This is a genomic window from Pseudomonas sp. H1_D05, from assembly GCF_054682705.1.
The window spans coordinates 1,785,445-1,800,544 of record NZ_CP162825.1 but is presented as its reverse complement, the minus strand read 5'-3'; the positions used below and the strand labels follow the sequence as shown (position 1 = coordinate 1,800,544).

Here is a 15,100-nt window from a genome sequence, read left to right as displayed (position 1 = left end):
AAGCAATCGGCCGACGTCTAACGGCCACTACTGATCAGGAGTTTTTCGATGAACGTTCGTCTGCTGGGTTTGGCGCTGGGCCTGGGTTTGGCATTGCCGGTGGTTGCGCAGGCGCAGATGCTGCAGCCGGGGCTGTGGGAAATGACATCGAGCAACGTCAAGGTCGATGACCAGCCGATGGATGTGCAATCGATCCTCGGCCAGTTGCAAGGCCAGATGACCCCGCAACAGCGTGCTGCGCTGGAGAAGAACGGGATCAATATCGGCGGCAAGGGCATTCGTGCCTGTCTGACGCCGGAGCAGGTGGCGACCAACGATATTCCATTGGCCGACCCGCAATCGGGCTGCAAACAGCAGATTACCGACCGCACGGGCAACCAGTGGAAATTCCGTTTCAGTTGCCCGAAAGCGCAGGGTACCGGGGTGGCGACGTTCCTCAGTGATCGTGAATTCACCACCGTGGCCAACGGCACGTTCAATGCGATCGGGATCAATCAGAAGGGCAGTCTGGAGACTCGCGCGGTTTGGTTGGGTCAGGACTGCGGCGCTGTGAAGCCAAGAGCTTAAAAGCTTCGCGAGCAGGTCGAATCGTCGTACCGTCGCTCCCACCTTTGAAATGCAGTCTAATGTGGGAGCCTGCTCGCGAAAGCGTCTTCGTATTCAGCGCATAAACCTCAGCGCCAGCCCCCGACATCCCTCGTTCACCCGACCCTCCCGCCAGGCAATCTGCCCCGACACCATCGTCGCATTCACCCGATGCCGAAAGCTGCGCCCGGCAAACGGCGTCCATCCGCACTGCGACAGAATGGGTTGCCGATCGACCTCCAGCGTCTGCGCCTCAACCAGCACCAGATCCGCCCAGTAGCCCTCACGTAGATACCCACGATCGGGAATCGCAAAAAGATCCGCGACTCTGTGGCTGGTCTTCGCCACCAGCGTAGTGATTGGCAGCACCTCGTCCGCCACTAACTCCAGCAGTGCCGGTAACGCGTGCTGCACCAATGGTAAACCCGCAGGTGCCTGCGCATAAGGTCGCTGTTTTTCAGCCCAGGTATGCGGTGCATGGTCACTGCCGATCACATCGAGTCGATTGCTGTTCAGTGCCGCGCGTAGTGCATCGCGATCGGATTGGGTTTTGATCGCCGGATTGCATTTGATCAGGTTGCCGAGATGGGGATAGTCGCGATCATCAAACAGCAAATGGTGCAGGCAGACTTCCGCCGTGATGTGTTTTTGCGCCAGCGGTCTGTCCTCGAACAACGCCAGTTCACGCGCCGTGGTCAGGTGCAAAACATGCAGGCGCGTGCCGTGACGTTTCGCCAGATCAACCGCCATTGAAGAAGAGCGATAACAGGTCACGGCATTACGGATCAACGCATGGGCAGCCGGGGGCAAACGATCACCGAACAGCTCATGCAAGTTGGCGGCATTGGCGTTGATGCTGGGCGTGTGCTCGCAGTGAGCCAAGAGGATCGTCGGCACCTCGGCGAACAGTCGCTCGAGGATCTTCGGATCGTCCACCAGCATGTTGCCGGTCGATGCGCCCATGAACACTTTCACCCCGGCGACTTCACACGGATTGAGCGCCGCCACTGTATCGAGGTTGTCCTGGCTCACGCCAAAGTGAAACCCGTAGTTGGCCACGGAGTTGATCGCAGCCCGGCGCTTTTTATCCGCCAACGCTTCGAGGGTGAGAGTGGCCGGGTTTGTATTCGGCATGTCCATAAAACTGGTGATGCCACCGGCGACCGCCGCCCGCGACTCGGTATGAATGCTGCCCTTGGCTGGCGCACCAGGCTCACGAAAATGCACTTGGTCGTCGATCATCCCCGGCAGCAGCCATTGGCCCTTCGCGTCGATTTCCACCTTGGCGTTTTCGCCTTCGATGCTGCGGGCAATCTTGACGATGCGCCCATTGCTGACCAATAGATCGCCGTCGAACTCGCGTCCTTCGTTGACCAGCCTTGCGTTGCGAATCAGCACGCTGCTCATGGTTCAGAACTCGTTCTGCAAGGCTTTGTAGCCGCGCACCAGGTCGACGTTGGTGCGCGCCACGTCTTCGGAAAACTCCGAGGCGCTGACGCTCACCGGTGGAAATTGCGAGAGGTCGGTGTTCGGGCCGATGCGAGTCGTCGAGGGCACATAGAAAGCGTCCGGCAAATCCCGACCGTCGACCACCGAGTTGTGCCGCACCACACAACCGTTGCCGACGACGCAGTTGAACAGGACGCTGTTGAAACCGATGAACACTCGATCGCCGACGACGCAGGGGCCGTGCACGATCGAGCGGTGGGCGATGGAACTGTACTCACCGATGGTCACTGCCGCGCCGGATTTGGAATGGATGACCACGCCGTCCTGGATATTCGAATTGGCGCCGATGATGATCGGCTCCATCTCGCCTGAGGCGTCTACTTCGTCGGCGCGAATGACTGCATAGGGGCCAACGAAGACGTTCTCGCCGATCACCACTTTGCCGCAGATGATCGCGGTTTTATCGACGTAGGCCGACTCGGCAATGTGGGGCAGATCACCTGAAGGATTCTTGCGGATCATGGTTGGCTCAGTGCGTCGTAAAGAGTGTTGAGGTTGTATTCGAACAGACCGGTGAAGGTACTGGCGGGACCGCTGGCAGCGAGGGCATCCGAGTACAGCGTGCCGCCAATGTGCGCGCCGCTTTCGTCAGCGATCTGTTTGAGCAGGCGTGCGTCCTTGATGTTTTCCATGAACACCGCTTTGACGTGGGCCTGGCGAATCTGGGTGATCAGCGCGGCGACTTCGGCAGCCGAGGGGTCGCGTTCGGTGGACAGGCCTTGCGGTGCCATGAAGTCGATACCGTAGGCCTGACCGAGATAACCAAAAGCATCATGGCTGGTAACGATCTTGCGGTTGCCCGGTGGCAGCGCACCGAGTTTGGCTTTGGCTTCGGCGAGCAGGGCGTAGATCTGCTTCAGGTAGGTTTTGCTGTTGCGTTCGTAGTCGGCCTTGTTCGCGGGATCCGCAGCGATCAGTGCTTTGGTGATATTGGCGACGTACAACTCGGCGTTTGCCAGATTGTGCCAGGCATGCGGGTCGGGAACGGTTTCGCCGTCTTCATCCAGCGAGCGTGGAATCACGCCGTGACTGGCACTGATGACCGTGGCTTTGGTCTCGGTGCTGGTCACGAGGCGATCCAGCCACGGCTCGAAACCAAGACCGTTCTTGATGATCAGTTTGGCGCTGAGCAGCGCTTTCGCATCATCCGGTGTCGGCTCGTAAGTGTGCGCATCGCTGTCCGGGCCGACCATATTGCTGATCTGGATATGCTCACCACCGACTTGATGAACCATGTCGGCGAGGATGCTGAAGCTGGTGACCACAGGCAGTTTTTCTGCCGCCGACAATGACATCGACAGCATCAGGCTGAACAGCACGAGTAGAGCGCGCATCGGGAAGCACCTCATTGGGATGTGAGCAAAGGCGGGCGGCGCAACAGACCGTGCACCGGCCCGAACACCACGGACAACAGATAGCCAAGACCGGCGATCAGCACGATGGCCGGGCCGCTCGGCAACGAGTAGTAGAACGACAGCAGCAAGCCGAACCAGACCGAGAGGCAACCGATGACGGCCGCGATGGCAATCAGGGTCGGCAGCCGGCGGCTCCAGAATCGCGAAGCCGCAGCGGGAAGCATCATCAGGCCGACCACCATCAGCGCGCCGATGGCACGGAAACCGATCACCAGATTGAGTACGACCAGCGTCAGGAACACGCCATGGGCGAGTGGGCCGAGGCGGCTGACGGTTCTCAAGAACAACGGATCGAGGGTGTCGAGCAGCAGCGGTTTGTAGATCAGCGCCATGGCGATCAGGCTGAATCCCGAAACCCACAACATGCCGGTGAGGGTCGGACCATCGACGGCCAGTGCTGAGCCGAACAGCAGGTGCAACAGGTCGAGGCGTTTGCCGGCGATGCCGAGTATGAGTACGCCACTGGCCAGCGAGATCGGATAGATCGCAGCGAGACTGGCGTCTTCGCGCAGGCCCGTGCGACGGGTGATCCAGGCGGCGAGGCCAGCCATGCTCAAACCGGCGCCCAAGCCTCCCAGCGTTAGCGCGGGCAGGCTCAGTCCGGCAAACCAGAAACCCAGTGCCGCGCCGGGAAGGATACCGTGGGCCACGGCGTCACCGATCAGGCTCATCCGTCGCAGGATCAAGAACACGCCGAGGGGGGCGGTGCTGCACGCCAATACCAGTCCGCCGAGCAGGGCACGGCGCATGAACACGAACTCATTAAATGGTTGCCAGAGGTGGGCGACGGTGAGCATCAGGCCACCTGTGTGTGAGGTGTTTGCTGAATGAGTTCTGCGCTTGCACCAAACACGCAGTCGCGGTTTTTGATCAGCAACGTTTTCGGGATGTGTTGGCGTACGGCGGCGAGGTCGTGACACACGACGACCAGTGTCCGACCTTCGCCGTGCCAGCCGTGGATGTGCTGCCAGAGCAACTGCTGACCGAGTTCATCGAGTGCGGCGTGGGGCTCGTCGAGCAGCAGCACGGGCGCGTCGGTCAGGCTCAGTCTCGCGAGCAGGGCGCGTTGCAGTTCGCCACCGGACAGGGCCATGAGTGGGCGTTGCTCAAGTCCGCTCAGGTGCCAGTTCGCCAGTGCGTCTTTCAGGCGCTGGCTTCGTAGTTGAGTCGAGAGCCTGCGTCCCCAGAAACCGGCGGCGACCAGATCTTCAAGGCTGATGGGGAATTGGCGATCCAGATGCTGTTGCTGGGGCAGAAAGGACAACCCGCTTTGACGTGGGACACTCAGCCCGACATTGCCTGCCAATGGCTTTTGTAGCCCGGCGATAACTTTCAGCAGGCTGCTTTTGCCACAGCCGTTGGCGCCGATGATCGCCGTCAGGCTGCCGCTGTCGAGTTCAAGGTCCAGGGGCACGGTCAGTGGTTGGCCGGGCGCACCCCAACTCAGGGATTGGCAGCGGATCATGCTTGCTCACGCTGCCAATGGCTTTCGGCGACGGCGTCGTGAGCGTGCAGACTTTCGGCGTGGATCACTCGCAGTTGAAATGCGCTGATACCGGGAGTACGTCGCAGGGCCAGATTCAGACGGCGTGCCGCGTCTTCGCAGAACATCAGGTTCTGCCCGTTGGCGAGGGCGAAGGCTTGTTCGTCTGCGCGTTTCACGGCGGTTTGTACGGCGGTGCCGAGGGCAGCTTCAGCGTCATTGATGATCACGCTAAGAGGAAACTCATCAATGAAGTCGTCGAGGTGAAGGTGCAATTGTGCTGTGCTGCGTTGGCTGTGAGGCGTGGCAAGGATGCCTTGGGTCGAGCCAAGCCATGCCAGAACGTCGGCGTGTTGTAGAGCTTTGTTGGCGAAGTCGGCGATGAATTTCTGCTGGATCAACTGTCGCGCCAAGGCTGCTGAGCAAGGGCAAGTTGAGGAGTAGGGCACTTCGATTTTGAGTTCCACGTGGAACACTTCATTTATCAGGCTGGCGAAAATGCTCGCGGGATATGACTTCCAGCCGGCCAATGGGCTGATCAGCGCTAACCTCTTTAGCAGCAAATCGGTGTGGATATTCAGGTAGGCGCGGGTGGATAAACCTTCGTGGCTTTGCAGGAAATCCTTGAGCACCTGATGCAGTAGCGCTGGGGACAGGTTCTTCTGTTCGAGTGCTTCCAAGGCCAGATACAGCCGCGACATGTGAATGCCACGCGCCTCGCCATCATCAAGACTGACACCCGCATCAGCCTTGGCGCTCAATCGCTGACCCTCTAACAAAACAGGTAACGCAATGCCGCGCATGCCCACCCATTCGAGTGGCAAAGTTTGGCGTGCGGCCTGCGCGGCGATATCCGGAAGTGTCATCGAATTCATGTTCGGGACCGTCATGTTGATTGAATTGAATGTTACATTATAACAATTCAAATCACGACGCCTTTTTCATGAACAGGCTTTCATATGCACAGACGCCACTTGCTTAATCTCATCCTGGCCAGCGCGGCCCTTGCCCTCCCTTTCAGTGTTTCAGCTACGCAAATTCGTAATGCGCGCCTATGGCGCTCGGATGCAAAGCTGCGATTGGTGTTCGATCTAAGCGGCCCGGTGCGCTATAAAACCTTCACGCTAACGGCCCCGGAACGTCTGATAATTGATGTGTCTAGTGCGAGCGTAGGCGCAGATTTCCGTCAGCTCGCGCTAAATGGAACGGTGATTCGTTCGATTCGCTCCGGGCCTTTTGGTCACGGTGACACACGGATTGTTCTGGATCTGAGCAATCCGGTGCTGTTGAACAGCTTCCTTTTGGCGCCGCTGGACGGCCAGGGCCATCGCTTGGTTCTGGATCTGGTTAGCGCCAAATCAACGCCAAATACGCCAATGGTTCCACGTGAAACACCTGCGCTGAAAGCGCATCCCAGACGCGACATCATTGTTGTCGTTGACCCTGGGCACGGCGGAAAGGATCCCGGTGCTGTCGGTGCCAAGGGCGAAAGGGAAAAGGATGTGGTGCTTGCCATTGCGCAACTGCTCGCCAAACGCCTGAAAAAAGAGAGGGGCTTCAATGTAAAACTGGTGCGCAATGACGACTTTTTCGTGCCGTTGCGCAAACGCGTGGAGATCGCGCGTCAGCATAAGGCGGACATGTTTATCTCAGTGCATGCCGATGCAGCGCCGCGTCTGACTGCTTCCGGCGCGTCGGTCTATTGCCTGTCTGAGGGCGGTGCGACATCGGCGACGGCGCGTTTCATGGCGCAGCGCGAGAATGGTGCGGATCTGCTCGGCGCCACCAGTCTGCTCAACCTGAAAGATAAGGATCCGATGCTGGCGGGGGTGATTCTCGACATGTCGATGAACGCGACGATCGCTGCCAGTCTGCAGTTGGGCAGCACGGTACTTGGCAGTCTGGCCGGCATCACTACGCTGCATCAGAAGCGTGTGGAGCAGGCAGGATTCGCGGTCCTGAAATCGCCAGACGTACCTTCAATTCTGGTGGAGACAGGCTTCATTTCCAATGCGCGCGACAGTCAACGGCTGGTTACTGCGCGACATCAGCAGGCCGTGGCCAACGGTTTGTTTGAAGGATTGCAGCGTTATTTTGCAAAGAATCCGCCCATCGACAGCTACCTTGCCTGGCAGCAGGCGCAGAAAAACACCCAGGTTTAACAGCCGGTAATGCGGCTGCAGGTGAATTTTGCGCTGCTGCCGCCCGAGCTGGAGAAACGATTGATGGTCGTCCAGCCGACACGTCGGGTGTAACCAACCCAGGCTTCGCCGTCAGAGGCGATCCCGGTGAAAAACGTCAATTGCCCGAAACGGCTGTTGGTCTGCGCCCAATAACGTTGGCCATTCTTCTCAAAACCGCGCAGATAAAGGGTGTTGCCTACGGTATTGACGCTATAAGCGTTGCCATCGGCGTCGACACAAGCCAGCAGGTTGGCGCTGCGTGTGCAGCTGGCGAGTGCCGGCAACTGCGCGTAGGCATTGCCGCCCAGCAACAACCCAAGGCTCAACATCGAGCATTTCAGCGCATTTCTCATGGCGATTTCCGGGTGCGGGATTGGCGAAGCTTCCTGTTGTTTGTCGATCAAGACAAGAGAAGGCTGGTTTCTTTTTATTGTTATAATATAACATTTATTCGAATTAAGCTTGGGCAGCCCGATTTCAAGGCGTTGGTTTTCTACGTAATCCACCCGTGGGAAGCGCAAAAACGCCATGCGCCAGTAAAAGCGCCAATTGGCTGCCTTCTGAAGAGGATTATCCAATGTCAGCAGAATTGCCCGTCACCGTACTTTCAGGATTTCTCGGCGCTGGAAAAAGTACACTTTTGAATTACGTACTACGTAATCGAAAGGGTTTGCGCGTGGCTGTTATCGTTAATGATATGAGCGAGATCAACATTGATGGCAGCGAAGTCCAGCGTGATGTCAGCCTGAACCGCGCCGAAGAAAAAATAGTCGAAATGAGTAACGGCTGCATCTGCTGTACGTTACGCGAAGACCTGCTGGAAGAAGTCAGCAAGCTGGCCCGTGAAAATCGCTTCGATTACCTGCTGATCGAGTCCACCGGGATTTCCGAGCCACTGCCCGTGGCAGAGACGTTTACCTTCCGCGATGAGCACGGCCAGAGTCTCTCCGACATCGCGCGTCTGGACACCATGGTCACTGTAGTCGACGGTGTGAACTTCCTGCCGGACTACCAGGCAGCGGAAAGCCTCGCGTCCCGTGGCGAGATCCTTGGCGAAGAAGACGAACGCTCCATCACCGATCTGTTGATCGAACAGATCGAGTTCGCCGACGTGTTGTTGATCAGCAAGATCGACTTGATCAGCCAGCGCGAGCGTGAGGAGTTGATCGCGATCCTCCAGCGTCTCAACGCCCAAGCGGAAATCATCCCGATGGTGATGGGTGAGGTGCCGTTGGAAAAAATCCTCAACACCGGGCGTTTCGACTTCGAGAGAGCCGCACAGGCACCGGGTTGGTTGCAGGAATTACGCGGCGAACACGTGCCGGAAACCGATGAGTACGGCATCGCCTCCACAGCCTATCGCGCCCGCCGACCCTTTCACCCGCAACGGTTTTTCAGCTTTATCGATCGTCCTTGGCTGAACGGGAAATTGCTGCGCTCCAAAGGCTTCTTCTGGCTCGCGAGCAAACCCACCGACGCCGGCAGCTGGTCGCAAGCCGGTGGTTTGATGCGCCACGGTTTTGCCGGGCGCTGGTGGCGTTTCGTGCCAAAGGAGCAGTGGCCACAAGATCAGGAAAGCACCGCTGCCATCATGGAAAACTGGCTGTCGAGCGTAGGAGACTGCCGCCAGGAGCTGGTGTTTATCGGTCAAAATATTGATTTCCTACAGCTCTCAGCCGAACTGGATGCCTGCCTGCTCAACGATGAAGAAATGGCGCTCGGTGTCGAAGGCTGGCAATTGTTGCCCGATCCGTTCGGCCCTTGGCACGAAGAGGCTGCCTGATGCTCGCGCTAAAGCTGCTGCAGAACCGTACGCGCCATCAGCATCAAGGTCCGACACCGAAGGCGTTGACGCGAATCCTCGAAGACGACACCAACCTCGCCGTCTGGCAACGCCAACTGCCGTTGCACATCAGCGAGTTCGCCCACCTGCTGCTGTCGCTCAATGAACCCTTGGCGGAATCGTTGTGCCTCGAGTTGCCGGATGAGGACGCCGAGCCTGATCTCACCGGTGTGGCATCAGGCTTCCGTGATCTGGAAGGCTACGAGGGCTTTATCGCCGACCTGAAATGGCTGGTCAGCGCATTCGCCTGCTTACTGGGGGCAAAGCGCGTGGGCCTGCGCCTGCGGGTACTGGATAAAGCCATGTGTCCACGCTTCCATGTCGATCACGTGCCGGTGCGACTGATCACGACTTATGCGGGCGTTGGCAGCCAATGGCTCAAGGAAGGTGCGATGGATCGCAGCCAGCTGGGGCAGGCCAACGCCGAGCCCCACGTGCAGATCCAGCAACTCAACAGCGGCGACGTGGCGCTGTTGAAAGGCGAGAAATGGCACGGCAATGAAGGCTTTGGCCTGATCCACCGCTCGCCGCACCCGGACGCGGGGCAGCGCCGTCTGATACTGACCCTCGACTGGCTCGGCTGACGCCTCAAGGCTTGAGCCACTTACCCTGGCTCAGGCCTTCGCAGTACGGTTGCAGATACGCCGCATCCGTGGCCACGCCGTAATAGTGGATATCCTGGCGATAGGGCATATTGGCGACTTGCGCGTTGCTGCATACGCCAAATGCACCGCTCGGGCACTGGTCGACGTACTGCACTTTGACTTTCTGCCCGGCCAGCGTCGGCTGGCAGAAACCGTCGTTGAACAGTTTCTCCGGGATATTGCGGTTCTGCTGACAGACTTTGACGTCGAGCCGCTCGCCCTGACTGTGCACCACGCAGGCCTGGGCCCATGCTTCACTCGACAGCAGCGCCAACAGCAACGACCATCCCCTCCAACGCATCTTTGAATCTCCCAAGAAAGCTCCCGGCCATGTTGCAGAACATTCCTACCCATGTCATTGCTGGCCCTTTGGGCGCCGGCAAAACCAGCCTGATTCGCCAACTCATGGCCCAGCGTCCAGAAGGCGAACGTTGGGCGGTATTGATCAACGAGTTCGGCCAGATCGGCCTCGACGCCGCCCTGTTGACGAGTGACGCCGAGGGTATCGCACTGGGCGAAGTGGCCGGCGGCTGCCTGTGTTGCGTCAACGGCGCGCCGTTTCAGATTGGCCTGGGGCGGTTGTTGCGCAAGGCGAAGCCGGATCGGTTGTTTATCGAACCGTCCGGGCTGGGGCATCCGGCGCAGCTGATTAGCCAGTTGAATGAGGCGCCGTGGCGAGGTGTGCTGGCGGTGCAGCCGTGTGTGTTGGTGCTGGATGCTCAAGCGCTGCAGGCAGGGAAAGCCTTGCCGGTAGCGCAACAAGAAGCCTTAAAAGCCGCTGGCCTGCTGTTGTTGAACAAGGCTGAAAACCTTGATGACAGGGCCAGAGAAAAAATCGCCAGTCAGTTGCCGGCAGTGCCGTTGGTCTGGACTCAAGAGGCGCAACTAAGCCTGGGCGAACTGCCGGGCCTAGCCGCAAAAGCGGTCAACGGTGTGGATAATTTGGCCGTACCCAAGGGATTAGGACAAATGCCGGCCGTCTGGACTGATCCGACGCTGCCGATTTGCCTGAGTCAGGCGCAGGAGGGAGGCTGGAGTATTGGTTGGCGTTGGCATCCGGGACAGACGTTCGACAAGCGGCAGATTGCTGACTGGCTAGCCAGCCTCAATTGGCAGCGGGCGAAACTGGTTATCCACAGCTCGCAGGGTTGGGTGTCGGCTAATGCTCTGAATAATGCCGAACTGATCTGGCAAGCCAGCGAATGGCGAAAAGATTCGCGACTCGAGCTGATCTTCGCTGAGGCACAGAGTGTTGAAGTGTTGCAGCGGGAGCTATTGGGGTGTCGGGAGGGTTAGATCAAAAGATCGCAGCCTTCGGCAGCTCCTACATGGGATTTTTGTGCACCCTTTAGAAGCTGCCGAAGGCTGCGATTTTTACGGTTTCCACTTCGTATGTTCTTGCCGCCACTGGCTCAACTCGATCACTTCCGCCCGCGGCTTGTGCACTTCCACTACTGGCGGCGTGTCGTCGAACGGTGCCGGGTAGGGCGCCAGTTCGATCTGCGCACTGTGCGCGCCAAACTGGGTGATGGTGCCGTTATGCCGGGTTTCGCCGGTCACGGTGAATTCAAAGTTGTACACCCGCGCCAGTCGTCGGCGACCGTTGGCGTCCTTGATGAAACCGATCCTCTTCAGGGCAACGTTGCCGTCGAGCAACTCGACCCGTACGTTCAGGCAATGCTGTTTGACCCGCTCCAGCGCGCGCTCGCGCAAGCCGTGGTTGTGCCATAACCACGCGCCGGCAGCGGCGAACAGTATCAGCACGAAGATGTTTTCCAGGGTCAGCATCAACATCGAACTCCAAAAGATAGCGTCAGCTTAACTGCGTCGCTGGTCTGTCGTACAGGCTGCGTTTCGTCGCATACTGCGCGGCTTGAATTTCAATCGTTTTACGGAATGACCCGAATGAAACGTACGCCTCATCTGCTCGCCATTCAGTCCCATGTGGTGTTCGGCCACGCCGGCAACAGCGCCGCGGTTTTTCCGATGCAGCGGGTCGGGGTTAATGTCTGGCCGCTCAACACCGTGCAGTTTTCCAACCACACCCAGTACGGTCAGTGGGCTGGCGAAGTGCTGGCACCGCAACAGATTCCCGAGCTGGTCGAAGGGATTGCTGCGATTGGCGAGCTGGGCAATTGCGATGCGGTGCTGTCCGGTTACCTCGGCAGCGCGGCGCAGGGCCGGGCGATTCTCAGCGGCGTCGAGCGCATCAAATCGGTCAATCCGAAGGCGCTGTATCTGTGCGATCCGGTGATGGGCCATCCGGAGAAGGGCTGCAGCGTGCCGACCGAGGTCAGTGATTTCCTGCTGGAAGAGGCGGCGGCCGTAGCGGACATCATGTGTCCAAACCAGTTGGAGCTGGACAGCTTCTCCGGGCGCAAGCCGCAGTCGCTGTTCGATTGCCTGGCAATGGCGCGGGCCTTGCTGGCGCGCGGGCCGAAAGCAGTACTGGTCAAGCATCTGGATTATCCGGGCAAACCGGCCGATGGCTTTGAAATGCTACTGGTGACGGCTGAAGGCAGCTGGCATCTGCGCCGTCCGTTGCTGGCGTTCCCGCGTCAGCCAGTGGGTGTGGGCGATCTGACATCCGGCCTGTTCCTGGCGCGGGTGCTGCTGGGTGACAGTCTGGTGGCGGCGTTCGAATTCACCGCGGCGGCGGTGCATGAGGTGCTGCTGGAAACGCAGGCATGCGCCAGTTATGAGCTACAACTGGTGCGGGCGCAGGACCGGATTGCGCATCCGCGGGTGAAGTTCGAGGCGACGGCGATCAGTCTGTAAGACCGCGCTGCCCCCATTCGCGAGCAAGCTCGCTCCCACATTTGGTTTTGTGTACGCCACAGGTCCAGTGTGGGAGCGAGCTTGCTCGCGAAGGCTATAGCTCAGACAGCATCAGTTCAAAGACTGATCAGGCGTCGCCCTTGATCTCCTGATAGCGCTTTTCCAGCTCCTGACGAATCTGCCGACGCTGCTGCGCCTGCATGTAACGACGTTTGTCTTCACTGTTCTGCGGTTGCAGCGGCGGCACGGCGGCCGGCTTACGCTGGTCATCCACCGCGACCATGGTGAAGAAGCAGCTGTTGGTGTGGCGCACCGAGCGCTCGCGGATGTTCTCGGTAACGACTTTGATACCGACTTCCATTGAGGTGTTGCCGGTGTAGTTGACCGACGCGAGGAAGGTCACCAGTTCGCCGACATGGATCGGCTCGCGAAAAATCACCTGATCCACCGACAGCGTCACCACGTAGCGACCGGCATAACGGCTCGCGCAGGCGTAGGCCACTTCGTCGAGGTATTTGAGCAGGGTGCCACCGTGGACATTGCCAGAGAAGTTGGCCATGTCGGGGGTCATCAGTACCGTCATCGACAGCTGGGCGTTTCCGGGTTCCATAACGTTCTCACGGATCAAGGCTGATTGCTGGAAGCACCTCTGCGGGTGCCTGGTCGCTTTTCAAAAGCACCGTTATCGGGACGCCGGGCGACTGGCCGCCGTCACGCCGGAATCGATCTGTTTCCATATATTGCACCGCCTTCCAGCCGCAAGTCGCGGTGTTAACCTGCAAAAGCCCCTTACAAAGGCAATTCCCACAGGAAAAGCGGACTTTTACTACGCTCGCCCAGACCTTTCTGACGTCTGCTGGCGGGCCTCGTCATTCAAGGAGCCCACACCATGCATGCCATCAGCTTTATTCAGGATCTGGCAGTGATCATGTTGGTCGCGGGCGTGGTGACCGTATTGTTTCATCGCTTCAAACAGCCGGTGGTGCTCGGCTATATCGTCGCCGGCTTCATCATCGGCCCGCACACCCCGCCGTTCGGCCTGATCCACGACGAAGACACCATCAAGACCCTCGCCGAGCTGGGGGTGATTTTCCTGATGTTCTGCCTCGGCCTGGAGTTCAGCCTGCGCAAGCTGTTCAAGGTCGGCGCCACGGCGTTTATTGCGGCGTTCCTCGAGATCGTCCTGATGATCTGGATCGGCTATGAAATCGGCCGCTGGTTCGACTGGAACACCATGGACTCGCTGTTCCTCGGCGCGATTCTGGCAATCTCCTCGACCACCATCATCGTCAAGGCCCTCAATGATCTGAAGATGAAAAACGAGCGCTTTGCGCAGTTGATCTTCGGCGTGCTGATCGTCGAAGACATCCTCGGCATCGGCATCATCGCACTGCTTTCAAGCATCGCCGTCAGCGGCACGGTCAGTTCCGGAGAAGTGTTTTCCACGGTTGGCAAACTGTCGCTGTTCATGATCGTCGCGCTGGTCATCGGCATTCTGCTGGTGCCGCGATTGCTGGCCTATGTGGCCAAATTCGAAAGCAACGAGATGCTGCTGATCACCGTGCTCGGCCTGTGTTTCGGCTTCTGCCTGCTGGTGGTCAAACTCGAATACAGCATGGTACTCGGTGCGTTCCTGATCGGCGCGATCATGGCCGAGTCGCGACAACTGCTAAAAATCGAGCGTCTGATCGAGCCGGTTCGCGACCTGTTCAGCGCGATCTTCTTTGTCGCTATCGGGCTGATGCTCGATCCGATGATTCTGCTCGAATACGCGTGGCCGATTGCGGTGATCACCGTAGCCGTTGTACTCGGCAAGATGTTGTCCTGCGGTCTCGGAGCGTTTATCGCCGGCAATGACGGACGTACCTCACTGCGCGTGGGGATGGGGCTGTCACAGATTGGTGAATTTTCCTTCATCATCGCCGCTCTCGGGATGACGTTGCAGGTGACCAGTAACTTCCTCTACCCGGTCGCCGTGGCGGTGTCGGTGATTACCACTTTGCTGACGCCGTATCTGATCCGCGCGGCTGATCCGCTGTCGATCAAGTTGTCCGCGGCTGTGCCCAAGCCTCTCGGCCGCGTGCTGGGCATGTATGGCGAATGGCTGCGCAGCATTCAGCCGCAAGGCGAGGGTGCGATGCTGGCGTCAATCATTCGCAAGATCTTGCTGCAAGTCGGCGTCAACCTGGCGCTGGTGATTGCGATCTTCTTCGCCGGCGCGTATTTCGCTGAACGCATCTCGCTGTGGCTGCAAGACTGGATCAGCGACCCGAGCTGGCAGAAGGCGTTGATCTGGGGCGGGGCATTGTTGGTGTCGTTGCCGTTCCTGATCGCCGCTTATCGCAAGCTCAAGGCGTTGTCGATGCTGCTGGCGGAGATGGGTGTGAAGCCCGAGATGGCCGGGCGTCATACACAGCGAGTGCGCCGGGTGATCTCCGAAGTGATCCCGATTCTCTCGCTGCTGGTGATTTTCCTGCTGCTGGCAGCCTTGTCGGCCAGTATCTTGCCGACCAACAAGTTGCTGGTACTGATCGCTGTGGTGGCGGCGGCCGTGGCGGCGCTGCTCTGGCGCTGGTTCATCCGCGTGCACACGCGGATGCAAGTGGCGCTGCTGGAAACCCTCGACAACCATAAGGAGTCGTCGGGGCATTGATCATACG

General features: G+C 58.9%; 17 protein-coding genes. 7 read left to right on the top strand and 10 right to left on the bottom strand.

What is annotated here, in order from left to right:
- The first annotated feature begins 48 nt into the window (after positions 1-48).
- A complete protein-coding gene (locus AB4O11_RS08255; RefSeq protein ID WP_034152149.1) occupies positions 49-567 on the top strand; it encodes a DUF3617 domain-containing protein in 519 nt (172 codons plus the stop codon).
- 93 nt (positions 568-660) lie between these two features.
- Here the strand turns inward: AB4O11_RS08255 and AB4O11_RS08250 are convergent, their stop codons facing one another.
- The 6 genes from AB4O11_RS08250 to folE2 are packed head-to-tail and all read right to left on the bottom strand — an operon-like array spanning position 661 to position 5,867.
- Positions 661-1,992: a dihydroorotase gene (locus AB4O11_RS08250; RefSeq protein WP_460130444.1), complete on the bottom strand. Its 1,332-nt coding sequence runs from the start codon at positions 1,990-1,992 to the stop codon at positions 661-663.
- Between the two features lie 3 nt (positions 1,993-1,995).
- The gene (locus AB4O11_RS08245) at positions 1,996-2,556 is read right to left on the bottom strand and encodes a gamma carbonic anhydrase family protein (RefSeq protein WP_093429587.1); all 561 of its coding nucleotides are present in this window, start codon (positions 2,554-2,556) and stop codon (positions 1,996-1,998) included.
- Positions 2,553-3,428: a metal ABC transporter substrate-binding protein gene (locus AB4O11_RS08240; RefSeq protein ID WP_460130443.1), complete on the bottom strand. Its 876-nt coding sequence runs from the start codon at positions 3,426-3,428 to the stop codon at positions 2,553-2,555. The genes AB4O11_RS08245 and AB4O11_RS08240 overlap by 4 nt, the downstream gene beginning before the upstream one ends.
- Before the next feature lie 11 nt (positions 3,429-3,439).
- Positions 3,440-4,306, bottom strand: coding sequence for a metal ABC transporter permease (locus AB4O11_RS08235; protein ID WP_460130442.1), 867 nt, complete (start codon positions 4,304-4,306; stop codon positions 3,440-3,442).
- Positions 4,306-4,974, bottom strand: a complete 669-nt coding sequence (locus tag AB4O11_RS08230) for a metal ABC transporter ATP-binding protein (protein ID WP_093429590.1) — start codon at positions 4,972-4,974, stop codon at positions 4,306-4,308. Before AB4O11_RS08230 ends, AB4O11_RS08235 begins: the two co-directional genes overlap by 1 nt.
- Positions 4,971-5,867, bottom strand: coding sequence for a GTP cyclohydrolase FolE2 (gene folE2 / locus AB4O11_RS08225; RefSeq protein ID WP_460130441.1), 897 nt, complete (start codon positions 5,865-5,867; stop codon positions 4,971-4,973). The genes AB4O11_RS08230 and folE2 overlap by 4 nt, the downstream gene beginning before the upstream one ends.
- An 84-nt stretch (positions 5,868-5,951) precedes the next feature.
- On the opposite strand from folE2, the gene AB4O11_RS08220 reads away from it, so the two are divergent.
- Complete coding sequence (locus AB4O11_RS08220) at positions 5,952-7,154, top strand: N-acetylmuramoyl-L-alanine amidase (protein WP_460130440.1); 1,203 nt, start codon at positions 5,952-5,954, stop codon at positions 7,152-7,154.
- Here AB4O11_RS08220 and AB4O11_RS08215 read toward each other — a convergent pair.
- Positions 7,151-7,528, bottom strand: a complete 378-nt coding sequence (locus tag AB4O11_RS08215; RefSeq protein ID WP_460130439.1) for a glutamine synthetase — start codon at positions 7,526-7,528, stop codon at positions 7,151-7,153. The genes AB4O11_RS08220 and AB4O11_RS08215 overlap by 4 nt on opposite strands.
- Positions 7,529-7,752: 224 nt before the next feature.
- Between AB4O11_RS08215 and zigA the strand changes: the two genes are divergently transcribed.
- On the top strand, positions 7,753-8,958 hold the full coding sequence (zigA, locus tag AB4O11_RS08210; protein WP_460130438.1) for a zinc metallochaperone GTPase ZigA: 1,206 nt from the start codon (positions 7,753-7,755) through the stop codon (positions 8,956-8,958).
- Complete coding sequence (locus AB4O11_RS08205; protein WP_099757563.1) at positions 8,958-9,602, top strand: DUF1826 domain-containing protein; 645 nt, start codon at positions 8,958-8,960, stop codon at positions 9,600-9,602. Before zigA ends, AB4O11_RS08205 begins: the two co-directional genes overlap by 1 nt.
- Positions 9,603-9,606: 4 nt before the next feature.
- Here AB4O11_RS08205 and AB4O11_RS08200 read toward each other — a convergent pair whose 3' ends face one another.
- The gene (locus AB4O11_RS08200; RefSeq protein ID WP_460130437.1) at positions 9,607-9,963 is read right to left on the bottom strand and encodes an NADH:ubiquinone oxidoreductase; all 357 of its coding nucleotides are present in this window, start codon (positions 9,961-9,963) and stop codon (positions 9,607-9,609) included.
- A gap of 29 nt (positions 9,964-9,992) precedes the next feature.
- Between AB4O11_RS08200 and AB4O11_RS08195 the strand changes: the two genes are divergently transcribed.
- Positions 9,993-10,958, top strand: coding sequence for a CobW family GTP-binding protein (locus AB4O11_RS08195; protein WP_460130436.1), 966 nt, complete (start codon positions 9,993-9,995; stop codon positions 10,956-10,958).
- Positions 10,959-11,036: 78 nt separating this feature from the next.
- Here the strand turns inward: AB4O11_RS08195 and AB4O11_RS08190 are convergent, their stop codons facing one another.
- On the bottom strand, positions 11,037-11,450 hold the full coding sequence (locus AB4O11_RS08190; RefSeq protein ID WP_427120260.1) for a DUF3301 domain-containing protein: 414 nt from the start codon (positions 11,448-11,450) through the stop codon (positions 11,037-11,039).
- Positions 11,451-11,567: 117 nt separating this feature from the next.
- On the opposite strand from AB4O11_RS08190, the gene pdxY reads away from it, so the two are divergent.
- The gene (gene pdxY, locus AB4O11_RS08185; protein ID WP_007912061.1) at positions 11,568-12,440 is read left to right on the top strand and encodes a pyridoxal kinase PdxY; all 873 of its coding nucleotides are present in this window, start codon (positions 11,568-11,570) and stop codon (positions 12,438-12,440) included.
- A gap of 127 nt (positions 12,441-12,567) precedes the next feature.
- Here pdxY and AB4O11_RS08180 read toward each other — a convergent pair whose 3' ends face one another.
- On the bottom strand, positions 12,568-13,050 hold the full coding sequence (locus AB4O11_RS08180; protein ID WP_003229693.1) for an acyl-CoA thioesterase: 483 nt from the start codon (positions 13,048-13,050) through the stop codon (positions 12,568-12,570).
- Between the two features lie 279 nt (positions 13,051-13,329).
- Here AB4O11_RS08180 and AB4O11_RS08175 point away from each other — a divergent pair, with 279 nt between their 5' ends.
- The gene (locus tag AB4O11_RS08175; RefSeq protein WP_093429598.1) at positions 13,330-15,093 is read left to right on the top strand and encodes a cation:proton antiporter; all 1,764 of its coding nucleotides are present in this window, start codon (positions 13,330-13,332) and stop codon (positions 15,091-15,093) included.
- Positions 15,094-15,100: the final 7 nt, after the last annotated feature.

What these genes read in the sequence shown, in the direction of transcription:
- AB4O11_RS08255 (WP_034152149.1), top strand. Translation starts at nt 49, where the DNA reads ATGAACGTTCGTCTGCTGGGTTTGGCGCTGGGCCTGGGTTTGGCATTG.
- AB4O11_RS08250 (WP_460130444.1), bottom strand. Translation starts at nt 1,992, where the DNA reads ATGAGCAGCGTGCTGATTCGCAACGCAAGGCTGGTCAACGAAGGACGC.
- AB4O11_RS08245 (WP_093429587.1), bottom strand. Translation starts at nt 2,556, where the DNA reads ATGATCCGCAAGAATCCTTCAGGTGATCTGCCCCACATTGCCGAGTCG.
- AB4O11_RS08240 (WP_460130443.1), bottom strand. Translation starts at nt 3,428, where the DNA reads ATGCGCGCTCTACTCGTGCTGTTCAGCCTGATGCTGTCGATGTCATTG.
- AB4O11_RS08235 (WP_460130442.1), bottom strand. Translation starts at nt 4,306, where the DNA reads ATGCTCACCGTCGCCCACCTCTGGCAACCATTTAATGAGTTCGTGTTC.
- AB4O11_RS08230 (WP_093429590.1), bottom strand. Translation starts at nt 4,974, where the DNA reads ATGATCCGCTGCCAATCCCTGAGTTGGGGTGCGCCCGGCCAACCACTG.
- folE2 (WP_460130441.1), bottom strand. Translation starts at nt 5,867, where the DNA reads ATGAATTCGATGACACTTCCGGATATCGCCGCGCAGGCCGCACGCCAA.
- AB4O11_RS08220 (WP_460130440.1), top strand. Translation starts at nt 5,952, where the DNA reads ATGCACAGACGCCACTTGCTTAATCTCATCCTGGCCAGCGCGGCCCTT.
- AB4O11_RS08215 (WP_460130439.1), bottom strand. Translation starts at nt 7,528, where the DNA reads ATGAGAAATGCGCTGAAATGCTCGATGTTGAGCCTTGGGTTGTTGCTG.
- zigA (WP_460130438.1), top strand. Translation starts at nt 7,753, where the DNA reads ATGTCAGCAGAATTGCCCGTCACCGTACTTTCAGGATTTCTCGGCGCT.
- AB4O11_RS08205 (WP_099757563.1), top strand. Translation starts at nt 8,958, where the DNA reads ATGCTCGCGCTAAAGCTGCTGCAGAACCGTACGCGCCATCAGCATCAA.
- AB4O11_RS08200 (WP_460130437.1), bottom strand. Translation starts at nt 9,963, where the DNA reads ATGCGTTGGAGGGGATGGTCGTTGCTGTTGGCGCTGCTGTCGAGTGAA.
- AB4O11_RS08195 (WP_460130436.1), top strand. Translation starts at nt 9,993, where the DNA reads ATGTTGCAGAACATTCCTACCCATGTCATTGCTGGCCCTTTGGGCGCC.
- AB4O11_RS08190 (WP_427120260.1), bottom strand. Translation starts at nt 11,450, where the DNA reads ATGCTGACCCTGGAAAACATCTTCGTGCTGATACTGTTCGCCGCTGCC.
- pdxY (WP_007912061.1), top strand. Translation starts at nt 11,568, where the DNA reads ATGAAACGTACGCCTCATCTGCTCGCCATTCAGTCCCATGTGGTGTTC.
- AB4O11_RS08180 (WP_003229693.1), bottom strand. Translation starts at nt 13,050, where the DNA reads ATGGAACCCGGAAACGCCCAGCTGTCGATGACGGTACTGATGACCCCC.
- AB4O11_RS08175 (WP_093429598.1), top strand. Translation starts at nt 13,330, where the DNA reads ATGCATGCCATCAGCTTTATTCAGGATCTGGCAGTGATCATGTTGGTC.